The organism is Pantoea sp. Morm (genome assembly GCF_016643525.1).
GTDB lineage: Bacteria > Pseudomonadota > Gammaproteobacteria > Enterobacterales > Enterobacteriaceae > Pantoea > Pantoea dispersa.
Genome location: NZ_VOQX01000085.1, coordinates 1 through 17,764, shown reverse-complemented (window position 1 = coordinate 17,764; position 17,764 = coordinate 1). Strand labels below are relative to the sequence as shown.

The window sequence follows — 17,764 nt, the reverse complement described above, 5'->3', positions numbered from 1 at the left end:
CGGACCTGAGGCTGCCCTGTATTCTGCACTGGAGCTTCAGCCATTTTGTGGTGCTGGTCAGCCTCAGTGGCGACCGAGCCGTGATCCACGATCCGGCCCGTGGACGGCTAAACGTCAGCAGGAAAACGCTGTCGGAAAACTTTACCGGCGCGGCGCTGGAGCTCTGGCCCGGCCGCGGCTTCTGCCGGAAAAAAAAACTGCCCCGCGTCAGGCCTGCCGAACTGATGAGCGGTATACGCGGCTTCGGCACTGCCCTGGTCAAAATCTTCTGTTTGTCCGCGATGATCGAAAGCATCAGTCTGCTGTTGCCCGTGGGTACGCAGATTGCCCTGGATCACGTGGTTCCCGCCTACGACCGGGGGCTGCTTGAACTGGTCTGCCTGTCTCTGGGAGCACTTATCCTGCTTCAGACCGGACTTAACCTCATCCGTGCGTGGACGGTGATGGTGACGGACACGCTCACCGACGTTCAGTGGAAGGAAGGCCTGCTCCGGCATCTTCTGGGACTTCCTCTTCCGTGGTTTGCCCAGCGTCGTACAGGCGACATCCAGTCACGTTTCGGCTCGCTGGACGTGCTGCGCGACACTTTTGTCCACGATGTCACCGGCTGCGTCATTGACGGCATCATGCTCCTCGGGTCTTGCGTGCTGCTGGCAGGCTACGGAGGCCCGCTTCTGTGGGGTGTGGTTACGTGCTTTGTGTTGATCGCCATAACAATGCGGGTGGTTGCCTTTCCTCGCTACCGCCAGTTGACGGAGGAGCAACTGATAAAAAACGCGGCGGCCGGTTCTCACTTTACCGAATCGCTGTGGGGTATCGCCACGCTACGCGCGCAGGGTCTGACATCGCAGCGCCGCCGGAACTGGCTGACACTTGAAGTAGACGCCGCAAACGCTGCCGTCAGCCGTCGGCGCTTTGACATTCTTTTCAGTACGGTCAGCGGTCTGACGAACGCGCTGGACAACGTGGTTATCCTCTGGCTTGGCATTGGGGCCGTAATGACTCATCAGCTCTCACTCGGGGCGTTTGTGGCCTTCGGGGTATTTCGTGAAATTTTCACCTCCCGGGCACTGTCGCTGACTGACATGTTTCTGCGTCTCGGCATGCTCTCCCTGCACGGAGAACGTATTGCAGACATCGCCCACACTGAGTCCGAGCCGGCCGCCCTCGCTGCAGACCTGTACCCTGCGGGTGTCGCCATCGCGCTGGAGGCAAAAGGACTCATGTTTCGTCATGATGCACAGTCACCGGCCATTTTCAGGGGGCTCAATATCACGGTGGCTGCCGGAGAAAGCGTGGCCATCACCGGCCCATCAGGGTGCGGAAAAACCACACTCATGAAAGTGCTGAGCGGCCTTATCCCGCCGGGTGAAGGCTGCGTGCTGGCCGGAGGACGGGATATCCACTCCGCCGGCGTGAACAACTACCGCCGCGCCGTGGCCTGCATACTGCAGGAGGACCGTCTGTTTGCCGGGTCATTACGCGAAAACATGACCGGTTTCAGCGACTCACCTGACGAGGCGTGGCTTCATACCTGCGCCCGCCTTGGCCATATCCATGACGATATCATGGCCCTGCCGATGGGCTATGACACCCTGACAGGCGAGCTGGGCGAGGGGCTCTCGGGCGGCCAGCGTCAGCGCATTTTCATCGTTCGCGCACTCTATCGCCGTCCCGCCATTCTTTTCATGGACGAGGCAACCAGCCATCTGGACGAACATAACGAAGCGCTAATAAACGAGGCCATACGCGGCCTGAGCATCACGCGGGTTATTATCGCTCACCGTTCATCCACAATTGCCTCGGCCGACCGGACAATTCACCTCGGCAGCATGCCGGAATAAAAGGAGTATGCCCATGCGCGACACGCTGATTATCACGCTGATGCTGATTGTGATCCTGACCTTTATCCCCGTCTGTAGAGCAACCCGCTTTGTACTGGCATTTCAAAAATAAGGAGATGTTGCTACAGGCTATGGCCGTTGAAGCTATGCAGTCACACAGGGATTTTCCGTTGCCTGATGAAGATGAAAATCTAAAAAAATGTTTTATAAACAACATGAAATCATTTCGTCAGGCCCTGCTTTGTTATCGTGACGGTGCACGTCTGCATGCTTATCATGTACCTGGTGACGACACGGGTAGACTCGAGCAAAAATTGGGCGTTCTGATGCGCCATGGCATTGCTGAGCAGGATGCGACGCTCGCCTTGATGACTGCGTCAAAATTTACCGTCGGTTTTGTCCTTGAAGAACAGCAGGAGAGCTCGCTATCTCAGTTAAATAAAAACAGTCCTTTCTTCATAACAGATAAAGATTATATGTACGAATGTGGGCTGGAAATGATAACAAGAAATTTATTCATGCACGGCCAGAATAACTCTGTGTAGGCTGGGATTTTTGTGCGTTAATTCGTTCCTGTTTCACGGGAAGGGTAATGCACAAATGGGCTTAATCTCGTCATCATTTGTAGCCTGCCTGGTTTTATGATTTCAGCATCATTTGGTTTAACAATTCGTTCACGAATCCAAAGACATGCCGTGGGGCAACAGAACGCTAAAGAATAACTATTTGCCTGGTTTACCCGTGGGCGGCCTGCTCAACTGCCCTGCCACCTAAAGGTGCTGTTTAATGACGCGGTACCTTTGCCAGTTCCCTGACAAAGTACCGCGCCGCCTGCTTCACCTCACTGCCATACCTTTTAGGGTATCAAACAGGCCAATCTTAGTATTGGAATCAACGCTCACCCTGCTTCTAAGATAAATTCAGCCCGGAAACTGGCGGATTATTAACCGATAGTCAGAGGTGAACAACGATGAATAAACCCATTGCAAAATTAAACGACACCCCGGTACGCCGCGGTGGTGATGTCCTGCTGGAAGTGTTAGAGAGTGAAGGCGTTGAGTATGTGTTCGGTAACCCAGGTACGACTGAATTACCGTTCATGGACGCCCTGCTCCGAAATCCCAACATCAACTATGTGCTTGCCTTGCAGGAAGCCAGTGCGGTTGCGATGGCCGATGGTTACGCGCAGGCTGCCGGTAAGCCAGGTTTTCTCAATCTGCACACGGCCGGTGGTCTGGGACACGGCATGGGCAATCTGCACAATGCGGTTTGCTCACAAACGCCATTAGTGGTGACGGCTGGCCAGCAGGATTTACGCCACAGCATCACCGATCCCCTGCTGTTGGGGGATTTAGTGAGTATGGGTAAGATTTTTTCCAAATGGTCGAAGGAAGTCACCAGCGTTGACCAGCTGCCAATCCTGGTGCGACGTGCTTTTCATGATGCGGATGCTGCGCCCAAAGGCCCGGTTTTCCTCTCTTTACCGATGGATGTGATGGAAGCCATGAGCGCCGTTGACATCGGCGCGCCGTCTAACGTTGATCGTAAAGCGGTCGCAGGTTCACTGCCGCTGTTAGCCAAAAAATTAGCCGCCTTTACTCCCGGCAAGGTCGCGATTATTGCCGGCGATGAGATTCATCAAAGCGGCGCGGCGGCGGAAGTTGTCGCACTGGCTGAGTTGCTGGCCGCTGACGTTTATGGCTCAACCTGGCCGAATCGGATTCCTTATCCCACCGCGCATCCTCTGTGGCGAGGCAATCTCTCTACTCAGGCGACGGACATTGCCAAAGCGCTTGATCAATACGATGCAATCTTTGCGCTCGGCGGTAAATCGCTCATCACCATCCTCTACACCGAGGGGCGTGCCGTGCCGGAGCATTGTAAAGTGTTCCAGCTCTCAGCTGATGCCGGCGATTTGGGACGAACTTATCGTAGCGAGCTCTCAACTCTCGGCGATATTAAATTATCACTGGCGGTGCTGCTACCTGAGCTGAAAGAGGCTACCGCGCATAATCGCCCGGATTATCAGCGTCGTTTCGCGGCTGCGGCAGCACAGTTCGAACAAACTAAAGAGAACTTATTACAGTCGGTACAAGAGCAGCAGTCGGCCACGAAGATTACGCCATTGATCGCCGCATTTGAGGCCGCGCGCGCTATTGGTCCGGATATAACAATTGTTGACGAGGCCATTGCGACCTCACAATCGCTGCGTAGATCGCTGTCGAGTAACAGAGCAGATCAATATGCTTTTATGCGCGGTGGCGGTCTGGGCTGGGGTATGCCCGCTGCAGTGGGATATTCCCTCGGACTGGGCAAAGCCCCTGTTGTCTGTTTTGTTGGGGATGGTGCGGCAATGTATTCGCCTCAGTCGCTGTGGACCGCCGCCCATGAGCAATTGCCGGTAACCTTTATTGTGATGAACAATACTGAATATAATGTTCTTAAGAACTTTATGCGGTCTAAAGAAGATTATACCTCGGCGCAAACCAATCGCTTTATCGCCATGGATTTGGTAGATCCTGTGATTGATTATCAGGCACTTGGCACCGCGCTGGGGCTGAAAACGCGTAAGATTGAGGTGGCTTCACAGATCGCTGCGGCTGTCGAGAAGGCTATCGCCAGCGGTAAACCCAGCCTGATCGAAATCGTGATTGCTAAGAACTGATGCGGGTGTCCGATGCCGTGCTTAACTCCTCTGCGAGGGCACGGCATTGGTTAATAAAGTGTTCCAGCGCTGGATTTTTATTATTAGAAGACCACATCAGGATATTTTCGATGGTATTTGCGTCCGCAATTTTCCGATAATTAATGCCTCTTATCTGCGCCGTCGCCATACTTGCCGGAATGATGGCCACCCCTAATCCATGAGCGACGAAATTAACGATGGTTTGCTGGACCGAAACCTCAACGCCAATATGTGGACTAAAGCCGGCTTTCAGGCACTGATTAAAAATTCTGTCATAAAGCAGCGGCGACATAGGGCGAGGCACAATGATAAACGGGTCATTGGCCAGCGTTTCCAGGGTGAAATTTTCGACATTCGCCTGGGGATGATCCGCAGGAAGCGCGACAATTAACGGTTCACGCAATAACACCAGCGAGTTAATCGCGGAGCTGGTGACTTCCGCAAAGCTGATCGCAACGTCCAGCCGCCCATCCTCCAGCGCAGCGTTTAACCCGGTCGGGATCATTTCCTGAAATTGCAGATCAATACTGGGATAATTCATTCTGTGTTTCATGACCAGTTGCGGCACCACACTGTACGATGCGTACATGGTTGCGCCCAGCTTAATCAATCCCATTTGCCCTTCTGAAACAGCCTGCACATTACTACACGCCTGCTGCATCATTCTTAATACGGCGTAAGCATCTTTCAGGAATTGCTCGCCGGCAAAGGTAAGTTTCATGCCTTTGGCATTACGGGTAAACAGTTTCGCACCCACATCACGTTCGAGCTGGGCTATTTGTCTGCTTAGCGGTGGCTGCGAAATATTCAGCTTTTCTGCTGCCCGGCCTATATTCCCCACTTCTGCCACGGTACAAAAACTCATTAGCTGATTCAGTGTTGGCTTCATGACTGCGCTTCTCACGCATAATCTGACAATAGATACGTCAGTGAGTCACAATTTAGCCGATATGGCATAGCAATTCGCCGTATTGATCCCCATAACGCCGCTGAGGCTGGAATGCCCGGCTGATTACGCAGCGGGTTCCTCACCATAGTGTGACTGCGCGTACCCGGCAAAGCGCCGGATCTCCGGGTTGGCCGCGCCGGTTTTCCAGCACAGGTAGAGTGCCGTTGTGACATCCTGCTGCGCCAGCGGCAGCAGTGCCACATCCTGCCGCAAAAATCTCTCCGGGGCGTGGGGGATGAAGGTCACGCCCAGACCCAGCGCAGCGAGGTCAACGGCGGTGGCCACATCGCGCGCGCGGAGCACGCTGGCGGGAATCTGCCTGGCGGCGGCATAGAGATTAAGTACCGCGCCACCCAGCCCGATACCTTCCGGATCTTCCTGCAAAATCAGCGGCTCCGCTAGCAAATCAGCGAGCGAGACGCAGGCCTGCTGCGCCAGCGGATGGTCGTCGGCCAGCACCGCACACAGCGAGGTTTGATGCAGAATTTGCCGGCTAATCTGACGACGTTCCGGCAGTGGCCCGCGCAGGATGCCGATATCCAAATCGCCGCTCTCCAGCAGGCTTAGCTGTTGGTTGACGCTGTACTCCACGGGTTGCAGCGCGATCTGGGGAAAATCACGTCTGAAGGCACGGATAATTTTGACCAGCGCCGGCTCCAGCATGGACGTGCCCACATAGCCTATGCGTAACATGCCGCGTCGCCCGGCGGCCACCTGCTTAATCGTGTCCTGCAGATGCTCCACACGTTGCACCGTCTGCTGGACTTCCCCGAGCAGCAATGCGCCTTCGCGCGTCAGACTCACCTTACGCTTGTCGCGCGCAAATAACTTCACGCCCCACTGCTGCTCCAGTGCCTGAATATGCTGAGACAACGCCGGTTGCGTGAGGTTAACCGCCGCCGCCGCCCGTGCGAAATGCAGCGTATCGGCGAGTGCCAGAAAAGAACGCAGCTTACGGTAATCCATGCTACTCCTGATAAGGATTCGTTATTAATAAAAGCATAATACCAATTAGCCCCTGATTAGCGAGCGCATTATCTTTGCCAGCAGGACGGCGACGGCAGGAACGCGCCGGAAAATTTTTGCCTTTCACAGGAGGCCTTATGCGCATCATTGTCGGCGTAACCGGTGCCACCGGTGCCCCACTCGCGCTGCGATTACTGCGGCAACTGGCGGACATTCCGCACATCGAAACGCATCTCATTTTGTCACGCTGGGGAAAAGTGACGCTGGAACATGAAACCAACTGTTCTCTCAACGACATCAAACAGCTGGCCGATGTGTTTCATCCGGCCGGTGACCAGGCCGCGACTCTCTCTTCGGGCTCATTTGTCACCGACGGGATGGTGATTATTCCCTGCAGCATGAAAACGCTGGCCGGTATCCGCAGCGGGTATGCGGAAGGGCTGATTGGCCGCGCCGCTGATGTCGTCCTGAAAGAGCAGCGCAAACTGATTCTGGTACCGCGCGAAACCCCGCTTAACACCATTCATCTGGAAAACATGCTGGCGCTGTCACGCATGGGCGTCAGCCTGATTCCCCCTGTGCCGGCCTGGTACAACCATCCGGCCACAATCGCCGATGTGGAAAATCATATCGTGGGTCGCGTGCTGGATCAGCTTGGTATCGACACTGCTGGCGCCACGCGCTGGCAGGGTTTACATCCCGCCAGTGATGACCTGACACTCCCAAACTAAGGAACAGCCTATGTCAAACACATCTCCCTCTTCGCACAGCAGTGAGGTTTACGATCTGCGTTCTGCCATCGAACTGCTGAAACAATTTGATGGTGAGTATATTGAGACCGATGAACCGGTAAATCCCGAAGCGGAACTGTCCGGTGTCTATCGTTACGTTGGCGCGGGCGGTACCGTGATGCGTCCCACGCAGACCGGACCGGCGATGGTGTTTAATCACATCAAAGGTTACGACAACTTTCGCGTACTGATTGGTTTGCTGGCCTCACGGCAGCGCGTGGCGCGCCTGTTAGGGGTGCCGAAAGAAAAGCTGGCGCATCTGCTGCGTTCATCGGTACACAATGCCATTGCGCCGGTGGAAATAAGCCAGCAGCAGGCGGTTTGTCAGGAAGTGGTGCACCTCGCCACGGATGACGGTTTTGATATCCGCCGCCTGCTGCCCGCGCCAACCAACACGCCTGAAGATGCCGGCCCTTATTTCACCATGGGGATGTGTTATGCCGCCGATCCGGAAACCGGCGAACACGACGTCACTATTCACCGCTTATGCGTGCAGGGCAAAGATGAGATCTCGATGTACTTTGTGCCGGGCCGCCATCTTGATCAGTTCCGCATCAAGGCTGAGCAGGCGGGCAAAGCGTTGCCAATTACCATCAGTATTGGTGTCGATCCGGCCATCGAAATTGGTGCCTGTTTCGAGCCGCCGACCACGCCGCTCGGTTTTGATGAGCTGGCGATAGCCGGGGGTTTACGCGGTCGGGCGGTTGAGCTGGTTAAGGGTGTCGCCGTTGATGCCCGCGCCATTGCCCATGCAGAGATCGTGATTGAGGGTGAACTGGTGCCGGATTATCGCGTACAGGAAGATCAGCATACCCATAGCGGTAAAGCGATGCCGGAATTCCCGGGTTATACCGGTGAAGCGCAGGCGGCAGTGCCGGTGATTAAAGTCAAAGCCGTGACGCACCGCAAAAATCCCATCCTGCAAACCTGCATCGGACCGAGCGACGAGCACACCAATCTGGCCGGAATCCCGACCGAAGCCAGCATTCTCGATATGGTTGAGCGTGCGTTACCGGGTCTGGTGAAGAATGTACATTGCCCTTCACCAGGCACCGGGAAATATGTTGCGGTGCTGCAAATCAATAAGCGCGGCCCACAGGATGAGGGACGCCAGCGTCAGGCTGCCCTGCTGGCTTTCTCGGCCTTTTCAGAGCTGAAGCATGTGTTCCTGGTCGATGAGGATGTTGATGTGTTCGACTTAAATGACGTGATTTGGGCGATGACCACGCGTTATCAGGGCGACGCGGATACCATCTTTATTCCCGGCGTGCGCTGTCACCCGCTCGATCCCTCACAGGATCCGGCCTTCAGCAACTCGATTCGCGCCCATGGCATTACCTGTAAAACCATTTTTGACTGTACAGTGCCGTATGACCTGAAACACAATTTCCAGCGCTCGCAGTTTATGGAAGTCGATGTTTCACGCTTCATTCCTGGTTTTAACCGTTAATCACTCACTGCCCGCCAGGCCTGCGCCTGATTGCGTCCGCTATGCTTGGCCTGGTAGAGCGCCGCATCAGCATGCTCGATCAGGTTGCCGGCCTGATCGTCATGCCAGGTGGTCGCACAGCCCGCGCTGAGCGTCACCTGCGCGTCGGGCAGTGCGGAAGCGGCGTGAGGCAGATGCAGGTCAGCAATCGCCTGTACTGCCTGACGCGCAATATTCAGCGCCGCATGCTGATCGGCACCGGCGAGGATGATGGCAAACTCCTCGCCGCCATAGCGCGCGACCATGTCGCTCTGCCGTAGCTTAAGGCGTTTAAGCGCGTCGGCCACTTGGCGTAAACAGTGATCGCCTGCCACGTGCCCGTAGCGATCGTTGTAGTGTTTGAAGTAGTCAATATCCAGCAAAATCAGCGACACCGGTGCTGATTTTTCCCGCAGATTATGCAGAGCATTCTGCAAAAAGCGGTCAAACTGTCTGCGGTTAGCCAGACCGGTCAGCCCATCAAAAAACGCCAGCTGATCCAAATGGTGATTGGCATCGGCGAGGTCGTTTTTTAGTTTGAGCAGCGCTTCCTGATAATGCTGGCTATGCCGAGCCTGACGAATGACAAACAGTCCCAGCAGGATAATCGCGACCAGCAGCGCCACGTTCAGGGAAATATCCTGCAGTCTTCCTTTCACCCAGCGCAGATACAGATTGCGCTTGTCATAACCCGCCGCGACGACCAGCGGATAGCGTTCTGAGCTGGCGAAGCCGAAGATGCGCACCTGGCCATCCAGCGCCGCGTTCCACTCGCCGCTGCCGCGATCGGCTTTCACCAGCATCTGCTGGAACAGATGGCTGGCGGAGAGACTTTTGCCGATATAGCTGTCGGGCATCGGACGGGCATAAAGCACCGTGCTGTCTGCCAGCATCAGTACCAGCACGTCGCGCGGCCCCAGTTCGTAGTAACTGTAAAAACGGCGGAAATAATCCACTTTAATAGTGGCTAACAGGATGCCTTTGAAATCACGCGCGGCATCGCTGACGCGCAGGGAAACCGGAATAACCAGATCGCCAGTGCTGCGGCTGCGAATCACCGGGCCAATGTGCAAACTGTCACGGCTGTTGTTGCGGTGATAGCGGAAATATTCACGGTCAGAGTTGTTGGTGCCCACCGGCACGCTGCGCGTGGAGGTGGCGATCCAGCGTCCCTGCTCATCATAGTAAAACAGCCCATGCAGCTGCGGCAGACGGCTTTGCAGATCGCGCATAATCTGGCTCAGGTTGGCGGCGTTGAGCTTTTCCAGCGGCTGCGCCTGCAGGTCGCGCTGCACTTCACGCAGGGCCAGTTCGGTCTGGAGCACGGTATCTTCCGCCTGACGTGACTGTGACAGGGAAAGATTGACCGCCATCTCTTCCGTCTGGCGCACCGCGCCGTGCCAGTCTTCGCGCAGCGTCCACAGGGTGAGCGCAATGATCGCGCATATCAGCAATCCGCCGGACAGCAAAATACTGCGCAGCAGCGAGGAACCTGAAATGATTGCCGCTTCATTTTTCCTTTTAAACGTCATGTTTCACCCTGTTGCTGTCTCAACGCTAAGTTAAGCACATAATCAGCGACGGGATTTTCAGGATTAAAGGCGGTAAAGATGTCAGGCGTGGCGATGGCCGCTGAACGACGGGTGAATGCTGCATAAATCGCCAGCGATCAGCGCGCGTCTCACTCGCTGCTCATCGTGATGACCACCTTACCGAAAGGCCCCCGGTCCAGATGGTCCAGCGCTGATGGCAGGTCAGAAAACGCGTACACCGAGTCGATCACCGGCTTTATGCCGGTCCGATCAACGGCACGGATCAGGCGTGTGAGTGCGCGACGGCTACCAGTGCCGATACCATGAAGGGTCACGTCTTTCATCATCAGCGGCATTGCCGGTGAGCTGAAGTCAAAGCCCTCAAGCGCGCCGATCTGGCAGATGTGCCCACCGACCGCCGCCAGCTGCACGGATTTCCCCAGATGATCGCCACCGATGACTTCAAGGATATGATCGGCGCCGTGGTTGGCGGTGATGCGGTAAATTTCCTCCATCCAGTCTTCACGGTGGCGATCCACATAATGGTCGGCACCCAGCGCTTTCGTCCGGTCGGCGTTGCTAGCTCTACCGGAGACGATCACCTGCGCGCCATGCGCTTTGGCAATCTGCAAACCAAACAGGGCAACCCCGCCGGTACTGGGAATCAGTACAATATCGCCAGCCTGCACGCCGGCACGTTCGACCAGCGCAAACCAGGCGGTGAGACCGGCACAGGGCAATGTGGCAGCCTGAATCGGGTTAAGCGTCGCAGGGGCGGTAACCAGCCACGCTTCCGGCATAACCACATATTCAGCCAGCACGCCGGGATAATAGCCGCCCAGCGTTTTATAGGCCGGCGTGCGCGCATCGCCGGGACGCACACCGTCGATCCAGTCGGGCGTGAACGTTGAGATAACCCGGTCACCGGTGCTGAAGCGGCTGACCCCTTCCCCCTGGCCAACAACGACGCCGGCCAGATCGGACCCCGGTGTAAAAGGAAACGCAAGCGGCAGGCCCCGGCCATTCTCAATCACCATCTTGTCCCGGTGATTCAGGGCGACGGCTTCAACTTTCACCAGCACCTGCTGCGGACCCGGAACCGGCATCGCGACCGTTCTCAGTTCGAGGTTATCGCGCCCGATGGCGTCTGTTTCCCAGCGTCGCATGTGTTTTGTCATCGTAAAGCCCTTCCAGGTCATTAATTTTGTTGGTGTTGTTAGTCTCCGGCTTCTGATTATGAATAACAATACGCTATAATCGACACAGCTTGTTGAGCCGGGAAGCAATAATGAAAGGCAGCGAATATAGCGAACTCCGGGCATTTGTGTGTGTCGCGGAGGAACGCAGTTTCAGACGGGCGGCGCAGCGCCTGGGTGTGTCGCCCTCCGCGCTAAGTCATACCATCCGCGCGCTCGAGGAGCGTTTGGGTAGCCGGTTACTCAACCGGACCACCCGCAGCGTGGCGCCGACGGAAGCAGGACAGGCCCTGCTCAATCGTCTGATGCCGGCGATGGCGGAGATCGCCTCGGCCGTCAGGGACGTCGGTGCCTGTCAGGAGGAGCCGCGTGGACGGGTTCGCATCAATCTGCCGCGTATTGCTGCCCGCATGTTGATTGCGCCCATGCTGCCGTTATTCAGGGAGAATTATCCGCATGTCTCTCTTGATGTGGTTATTGATGACAGCCTCACAGACATTGTCGGCAGGGGATTCGATGCCGGCATCAGATCGGGACAACTCGTGCAGCAGGATATGATTGCCGTGCGACTGACGCCCGACATGCGGATGATTGTGGTCGGTTCCCCGGACTACTTTTCACGCCATCCCGAGCCACAACATCCGCAGGATTTGCGCCAGCATCAATGCCTGACCTATCGCTGGGCCGATACCGGTGTGCTGCAACGTTGGGAATTTCATGGGCCGGAAGGCGCGCACAGCGTGAATGTTGAAAGCATTGTCACCGCCAACGAAACGGATTTTGTGCTCGACGCAGCGTTAAAAGGAACCGGGCTGGCCTATATCAGCGATCAGTTTGCCCAACCCTGGATTGAACGCGGCGAACTCAGGCAGGTACTGAGCGAGTGGTCTGCAGTGTTTTCAGGACTTCATCTCTATTACGTTAACAATCCCCATATGTCGGCCTCGCTGAGAGCGTTTATTGACCAGTTAAAATCATTTCTCGCGACCAGGCGTTAAATTCAACAAGCGCCATGCTGTTTGTCCCACGACGAATATTAAATTACGCTAATCATTATCCCTGCTATCGTTCCGGTTGTTACCGCCCGTATTTTCTTCCCTGCAACGCGCCTTATCCGCTGCCGCCACGCTTTTAAGGCGATCTAAATTTGCAGCAAAAATTTATTTATTCATTAAATTATATTTATTATATTAGCGAAACTTTAATGTGGACTGGTTGAGGATTACAGTGCATTTAACAAGGAAATCAGTGATTAGCAGCGCTATCTCTGATGGCGTACTGACAAAAAGAACCCACAGAATGTGCAGGATACTTAATGGTATTGATCAGCGCATCAGCATTACACCGGCAAGCGGATTGATTGACTTCCTTAAAGGGATGGAGGTGACTAATGAACAGTACCGGCGCAGTGGAATCGTTAAGGAAAAACGCTCAATTTTTCTCTATAACGAAGGGCTGCTGAATCCGGAAAGCACGCTGTTTCTCGCCCGCAAAGGCCAGGATATCCTCGGCACGCTAAGCGTCATCGCCAATCACAATAACCGTCTGCCATGCAGCAAACTTTTTCGTGAAGAGATGGCCGCTCTGCAGCTGGAAAAGCGCAAAGTGGTAGAGCTTGGCACGCTGTCGGTACGCTATCAGGCAGACAGTGAAAATATTGTGTTTATGCTGTACCTGAAAATCATGATCTACACCATTTTCATTGAACAGGTGGATGACATCTTTATTCAGGTCAAAGAGAAGGTTGCTGCGTTTTACGAGCGCAATTTCCTGTTCAAACAGGTCGGCGGCACCAAAAAGCACCCGGATTACAGTGATCTTAACGCCACGCTGCTGCGCGTGGACGTGAAAAGCATCCGCGACAAAATTTATGAGCAGCAGTGCTATGGCCCGATGGGCTGGCTGCGCATGCTGCGTGAACTTGGTTTACTGCAGCACTACCGCACGCTGAGCCAGCAGTGCCACAGCTGCCCGCGCTTTACGCCGGATCAGCGGGACGCGGAGCTCTATCAATATCTTTGTAATCTGTGACGGCGCCAGCCGTCTCTGCACCGTTTTCGATTTTCACACAGATCACTTGCCGGCATTACTATCCACGTCGTGCTGCAGGAAGAGTTCTTTTAGCCATTCGATGAAGACCCTGACTCTGGGTGATAGCTGTCGGTTACGCGGATACAGGACAGAGACGGGAGACGGTTCAGGTGGAAAGGCTTTGAGCAATTCGACGAGCGTCCCCGTCTTCAGATCATCTTCCACGTGATAACGCGGCACCTGGATGATGCCGAGTCCCATGCGCGCCACGGATACAAAGGTATCAGCCGCATTAACGGTAATTGAAGTTTTAATCGTCGTGGTGATGCGCTTGCCGTCCACCCTGAATGCCAGCGGGAGTATGCCGCTGCTGCCCGTGGTGCGAAATCCGATCATCCTGTGGCCGGAATGCAGTTCATGCGGATCCGACGGAAGTCCGAACCGGGAGATGTAACCGGGCGAAGCGACCGTGACCTCTTCCAGCGTGGCGACGCACCGTGCGATCATATCGCTGTCCTGCGGCGTTCCGACACGCAGGACACAATCAATTCCCTCACGCACCAGATCGACCAGCCGGTCACCCTCGCTCAGATAGATTTCGATATCAGGATAAGCTTCGAGGAAACAAGGAAGATGCGGCAGTACAAAATGTCTTGCCAGCGTGCCATGAACATCGACACGCAATAACCCCTTCGGCCGGGCGCCGGCAAACGCCCCCTCGGCATCCTCGATATCGTCCAGTATAGAAACACAGCGCTTGTAATAGGCTTCACCGTCCAGCGTCGGGCTGACGTGACGCGTGGTGCGTTCCAGTAGCTTAATGCCCAGGCGCGACTCAAGTTGCTTAATCGCGTCCGTTACGGTCGAGCGTGGCAGGCCGAGGTCTTCCGCCGCCCTTGTAAAGCTGCGGCGCGCTACCACACGCGTGAAAACGCGCATCGTATCAATTCTGTCCATGATATTGTTCGTTATTATCGGATTCTGATACCAGATAATGACTGATTATCCGGAAAGGATACAGTGCTAGATTTCTCCTTGTTCAGGCGCGATACCGCGCGAAAATCGGAGAATATCTATGTCTGCTTCAGAGAAAGTTGCAATCGTAACCGGTGCATCCCGCGGAATTGGTGCCGCCATTGCCAGGCAGCTTGCTGCGGACGGCTTTGCCATCGTGGTGAACTATGCCGGCAACGCAGAGGCTGCCGCCGCCGTGGTTCAGGAGATCGAAGCCGCCGGTGGCAGAGCCATCACCGCGCAGGCGGACGTTGCTGATGCCAGCCAGGTAAAACGCATGTTCGATTTAACCGAATCTGCATTTGGTGGTATTGATGTGCTCGTCAATAATGCTGGCGTAATGATGCTGTCTCCGCTGGCCAGCGCCGACGATCAGAGTTTTAGCAAGCAGATCGACATCAATCTGAAGGGAACGTTTAACACCCTGCGCGAAGCGGCAAACCGCCTGCGTTCTGGCGGGCGCATTATCAACTTCTCCACGTCGGTTGTCGGGCTTAAGCTTGAGAATTATGGCGTCTATGCCGCGACCAAGGCGGCCGTCGAAACACTGACAACCATCATGTCCAAAGAGATGCGCGGACGCAGCATCACCGTCAATGCCGTCGCGCCCGGTCCGACTGCGACCGACCTCTTCCTCAACGGGAAAAGCGATGAACTGATCGCGCGCATGTCCAAAATGAATCCGCTGGAACGCCTCGGCACGCCTGAGGATATCGCCAGTGTCGTTTCTTTTCTCGCCGGACCACAGGGCAGCTGGATGAACGGACAGATCCTGCGCGCCAATGGCGGAATGGTCTGAGCCGCAAACTGCAGATTGAGTCAAAGGAGTACTGTTATGTCTCAGAAGATTATCCTTGTGACCGGATCGTCAAGCGGCTTCGGTCGCCTGACCGCCGAAGCGCTGGCTCGTGCTGGTCATACCGTTTATGCATCAATGCGGGATATTGCGGGTCGTAATGCCGCAAATGTCCGCCAGTTAAGCGAACTTTCCACGCGGGAAGGAATTGACCTCCGGCCGCTGGAACTTGATGTTCAGAGCGACATATCGGTTGATGCTGCCATTGAAACGGTAATATCCGACGCCGGGAAGCTTGATGTGGTGGTACACAATGCTGGCCACATGATGTTCGGCCCGGCCGAAGCCTTCACGCCAGAGCAGTTCGCCCAGCAGTATGACGTTAACGTGCTGGGAACGCAGCGCGTCAATCGGGCCATACTGCCGCATATGCGCTCCCGCCGTGAAGGCCTGCTGGTCTGGATTTCCAGTTCCAGCGTGACCGGCGGCACACCGCCCTATCTGGCCCCTTACTTTGCCGCCAAAGCGGCGATGGATACGCTTGCCGTTCAGTATGCGCGCGAGCTCAGCCGATTCGGCATTGAGACGACAATCATCGTGCCGGGAGCCTTTACCAAAGGGACGAACCATTTTGCCCATTCAGGAAGTCCTGCCGACACCGGGCGTGTCGCAGAGTATGAAGCAGGTCCTTATGCCGGTTTCGGCGATGTTGTGCAAAAGGCCTTTGCGGAGATAGTGCCGGAAGATGCCGATCCCGCGCGCGTTGCAGCACAGATAACCGATGTTGTCGGTATGCCGTTTGGTACGCGTCCATTTCGTGTGCATAACGATCCGTCCGAAGACGGCGCGAATATTGGCTTTGCGGTCATCGACCGTTTGCGCGCCGAAATGCTACATCGGGTTGGATTGTCCGATCTTCTGACGCCAGCGAAAGCACCGTCGTGTGAAGGGTAACAGGCGTGACCGGCGGAATCGCTCGCCGGTCGCTTTACCATGCAAACAGGAGCGCCGGAAATGCACACCGTTGTCATCCTTATCTGTGGCTTTGCGCTATTTGGCATCTTCCTGGCATTTGGATGGCTCTGGCATTTAGGGCCCTTTCCCAGTGAGTTAACCACGAAAAGTTTCATCGCCGTCTGGGTGATAATCGCATTCATCAACATGTGGACAGGTATCAACAAAGCCGGCTATGCGTTCAGTGAAGAATTGTCCGTACTGCCGTTCGTGTTGCTGCCGCCGGTCATCACTGCCGGTTTCGTGCTGTTTCTCTGGTAAATCGATTACAAGTAACCAGCAAGTCAGACTAATGACGTAAGCTGCTGTTTAACTAACATCGAAACATGATTCGCAGATGGCGATTTATCGCCTGTTTTCAGGTAAACTTTCCGGTGATGTAATGGTGAATTTTAAGGATGAAATCCATGAAAATTAGCGAAGAATCACTGCTGGAGTCCGGCTTCAGTCATAAAGATATCCAGAAAATTAAAAATAATACCGAAAATTATGGTGGTTCAATGGGTGATACCATCCAGGATTTGGCAAATCGCTTTATCATAGCGATTTGTGTTGTAACGGGTTGCATTGCCGTTTTTGTTTTGCTGGTTCTGTTTGGTTCAGCTGAAAACCTTTTCGCTGGCTCTATCGGGCTACTTTGCGGTATCGCGGTTGCAATATTTGTACAACCGCCGGTACTCGCCTTTAAATCCTGGCGTTATAAAAGAAGAAGTCGGAGTTAGATTCAGTTATTCTCGGGGGTCAAAAGGTCGAAAATGACTTTTGCTTTTACACCATAACCAACAATTTTCATCGTTAATTTTGGTTTGCTCATGGTTTCAACTTTTCGGTAATAATCCCGAGGAAGCCATCTGAATAATCGCCACGCACCAGGTTTTCTTGCAAGACCAAAAATACTATAGACACTAGCACTCAAGGTAACTGCATTATAAAATGCCAGCCCTGATTCAGGTTTAAAACCCAGATACTTAGCAGCCTCCATAGAACTGTCTGCGAATATTCCCTCTGATTTGGATTGATCGCCATAACGAAGATTGCTGGCCTCTTTTGTGATCCCATTAATACCATCAACAAAAAGTATCGCCCCGGCAAGTATTCCCAGAGGAGTCATTGTCGACATCATGATCATTCCGCCAAACAGCGCTGCACCTGATACCACAATATGAACAGCAGAAATCACATAACCGACAATTTTGTTATTTTCCCGGACGAACTCCACTTTGGCGTAAAGTTTCGCAGTATTCATGCGCAGCATTTGCCCCTGCTCTGCAAGATTTTCGGTCTCTGCCCTGAGATTTTTTACGCAGGCCATGCACTCTTCATCAGACTTTGCGCGCCGGGCAATCGAGAACTGCTCTTCAATCACATCCCTTATTTCCTGCACAAACTGGAGTCGCGTAAGTCCATCCCTGATGTGAAACCCGGCTTCACGGTTAGCCGTTTCAATCAGCTTACGGGCTTCAAGATTGACCATCGA

General features: G+C 54.6%; 17 protein-coding genes. 11 read left to right on the top strand and 6 right to left on the bottom strand.

Going from position 1 to position 17,764, the window contains the following annotated elements:
- The 3 genes from FT726_RS21695 to FT726_RS21685 all read left to right on the top strand — a co-directional run.
- A partial coding sequence (locus FT726_RS21695; protein WP_346303434.1) for a peptidase domain-containing ABC transporter occupies positions 1-1,844 on the top strand: 1,844 nt, incomplete at its 5' end.
- Between the two features lie 116 nt (positions 1,845-1,960).
- Positions 1,961-2,389: a TetR/AcrR family transcriptional regulator C-terminal domain-containing protein gene (locus tag FT726_RS21690; RefSeq protein ID WP_346303433.1), complete on the top strand. Its 429-nt coding sequence runs from the start codon at positions 1,961-1,963 to the stop codon at positions 2,387-2,389.
- A gap of 425 nt (positions 2,390-2,814) precedes the next feature.
- Positions 2,815-4,509, top strand: coding sequence for a thiamine pyrophosphate-binding protein (locus FT726_RS21685; protein ID WP_346303432.1), 1,695 nt, complete (start codon positions 2,815-2,817; stop codon positions 4,507-4,509).
- On the opposite strand, the gene FT726_RS21680 is transcribed toward FT726_RS21685, so the two are convergent.
- Together FT726_RS21680 and FT726_RS21675 are read right to left on the bottom strand one after the other, a co-directional pair.
- On the bottom strand, positions 4,499-5,419 hold the full coding sequence (locus FT726_RS21680; protein WP_282996515.1) for a LysR family transcriptional regulator: 921 nt from the start codon (positions 5,417-5,419) through the stop codon (positions 4,499-4,501). The two genes, FT726_RS21685 and FT726_RS21680, sit on opposite strands and share 11 nt — an antisense overlap.
- 123 nt (positions 5,420-5,542) lie before the next feature.
- On the bottom strand, positions 5,543-6,445 hold the full coding sequence (locus FT726_RS21675) for a LysR family transcriptional regulator (RefSeq protein ID WP_238562340.1): 903 nt from the start codon (positions 6,443-6,445) through the stop codon (positions 5,543-5,545).
- A gap of 137 nt (positions 6,446-6,582) precedes the next feature.
- Between FT726_RS21675 and FT726_RS21670 the strand changes: the two genes are divergently transcribed.
- Both FT726_RS21670 and FT726_RS21665 read left to right on the top strand, forming a co-directional pair.
- The gene (locus tag FT726_RS21670; protein WP_288421698.1) at positions 6,583-7,176 is read left to right on the top strand and encodes a UbiX family flavin prenyltransferase; all 594 of its coding nucleotides are present in this window, start codon (positions 6,583-6,585) and stop codon (positions 7,174-7,176) included.
- 10 nt (positions 7,177-7,186) lie between these two features.
- Positions 7,187-8,686, top strand: a complete 1,500-nt coding sequence (locus FT726_RS21665) for a UbiD family decarboxylase (protein WP_021509403.1) — start codon at positions 7,187-7,189, stop codon at positions 8,684-8,686.
- Here the strand turns inward: FT726_RS21665 and FT726_RS21660 are convergent.
- Together FT726_RS21660 and FT726_RS21655 are read right to left on the bottom strand one after the other, a co-directional pair.
- Entirely contained in the window at positions 8,683-10,236 is a 1,554-nt protein-coding gene (locus FT726_RS21660) for a sensor domain-containing diguanylate cyclase (protein ID WP_346303431.1), read from the bottom strand. The genes FT726_RS21665 and FT726_RS21660 overlap by 4 nt on opposite strands.
- Before the next feature lie 149 nt (positions 10,237-10,385).
- Positions 10,386-11,414 (bottom strand): NAD(P)-dependent alcohol dehydrogenase, encoded by a 1,029-nt coding sequence (locus FT726_RS21655; protein ID WP_288421695.1) that lies wholly within the window; start codon positions 11,412-11,414, stop codon positions 10,386-10,388.
- Positions 11,415-11,524: 110 nt separating this feature from the next.
- Between FT726_RS21655 and FT726_RS21650 the strand changes: the two genes are divergently transcribed.
- Both FT726_RS21650 and FT726_RS21645 read left to right on the top strand, forming a co-directional pair.
- Positions 11,525-12,430, top strand: coding sequence for a LysR family transcriptional regulator (locus FT726_RS21650; RefSeq protein ID WP_288421694.1), 906 nt, complete (start codon positions 11,525-11,527; stop codon positions 12,428-12,430).
- 301 nt (positions 12,431-12,731) lie between these two features.
- Positions 12,732-13,463, top strand: a complete 732-nt coding sequence (locus FT726_RS21645) for an N-acyl amino acid synthase FeeM domain-containing protein (RefSeq protein WP_125311799.1) — start codon at positions 12,732-12,734, stop codon at positions 13,461-13,463.
- A gap of 42 nt (positions 13,464-13,505) precedes the next feature.
- Here the strand turns inward: FT726_RS21645 and FT726_RS21640 are convergent, their stop codons facing one another.
- Positions 13,506-14,420 (bottom strand): LysR family transcriptional regulator, encoded by a 915-nt coding sequence (locus tag FT726_RS21640; RefSeq protein WP_288421692.1) that lies wholly within the window; start codon positions 14,418-14,420, stop codon positions 13,506-13,508.
- Positions 14,421-14,538: 118 nt separating this feature from the next.
- Here FT726_RS21640 and FT726_RS21635 point away from each other — a divergent pair, with 118 nt between their 5' ends.
- The 4 genes from FT726_RS21635 (at position 14,539) to FT726_RS21620 (ending at position 17,009) form a co-directional block, all read left to right on the top strand.
- On the top strand, positions 14,539-15,276 hold the full coding sequence (locus tag FT726_RS21635; RefSeq protein ID WP_288421691.1) for an SDR family oxidoreductase: 738 nt from the start codon (positions 14,539-14,541) through the stop codon (positions 15,274-15,276).
- A gap of 36 nt (positions 15,277-15,312) precedes the next feature.
- The gene (locus FT726_RS21630; protein WP_215800945.1) at positions 15,313-16,227 is read left to right on the top strand and encodes an SDR family oxidoreductase; all 915 of its coding nucleotides are present in this window, start codon (positions 15,313-15,315) and stop codon (positions 16,225-16,227) included.
- Between the two features lie 60 nt (positions 16,228-16,287).
- A complete protein-coding gene (locus tag FT726_RS21625; RefSeq protein ID WP_346303430.1) occupies positions 16,288-16,548 on the top strand; it encodes a hypothetical protein in 261 nt (86 codons plus the stop codon).
- 146 nt (positions 16,549-16,694) lie between these two features.
- The gene (locus FT726_RS21620; protein ID WP_058770191.1) at positions 16,695-17,009 is read left to right on the top strand and encodes a hypothetical protein; all 315 of its coding nucleotides are present in this window, start codon (positions 16,695-16,697) and stop codon (positions 17,007-17,009) included.
- A gap of 2 nt (positions 17,010-17,011) precedes the next feature.
- Here FT726_RS21620 and FT726_RS21615 read toward each other — a convergent pair.
- The coding region (locus FT726_RS21615) for a DUF4225 domain-containing protein (RefSeq protein ID WP_346303429.1) at positions 17,012-17,764 on the bottom strand (753 nt) is incomplete at its 5' end.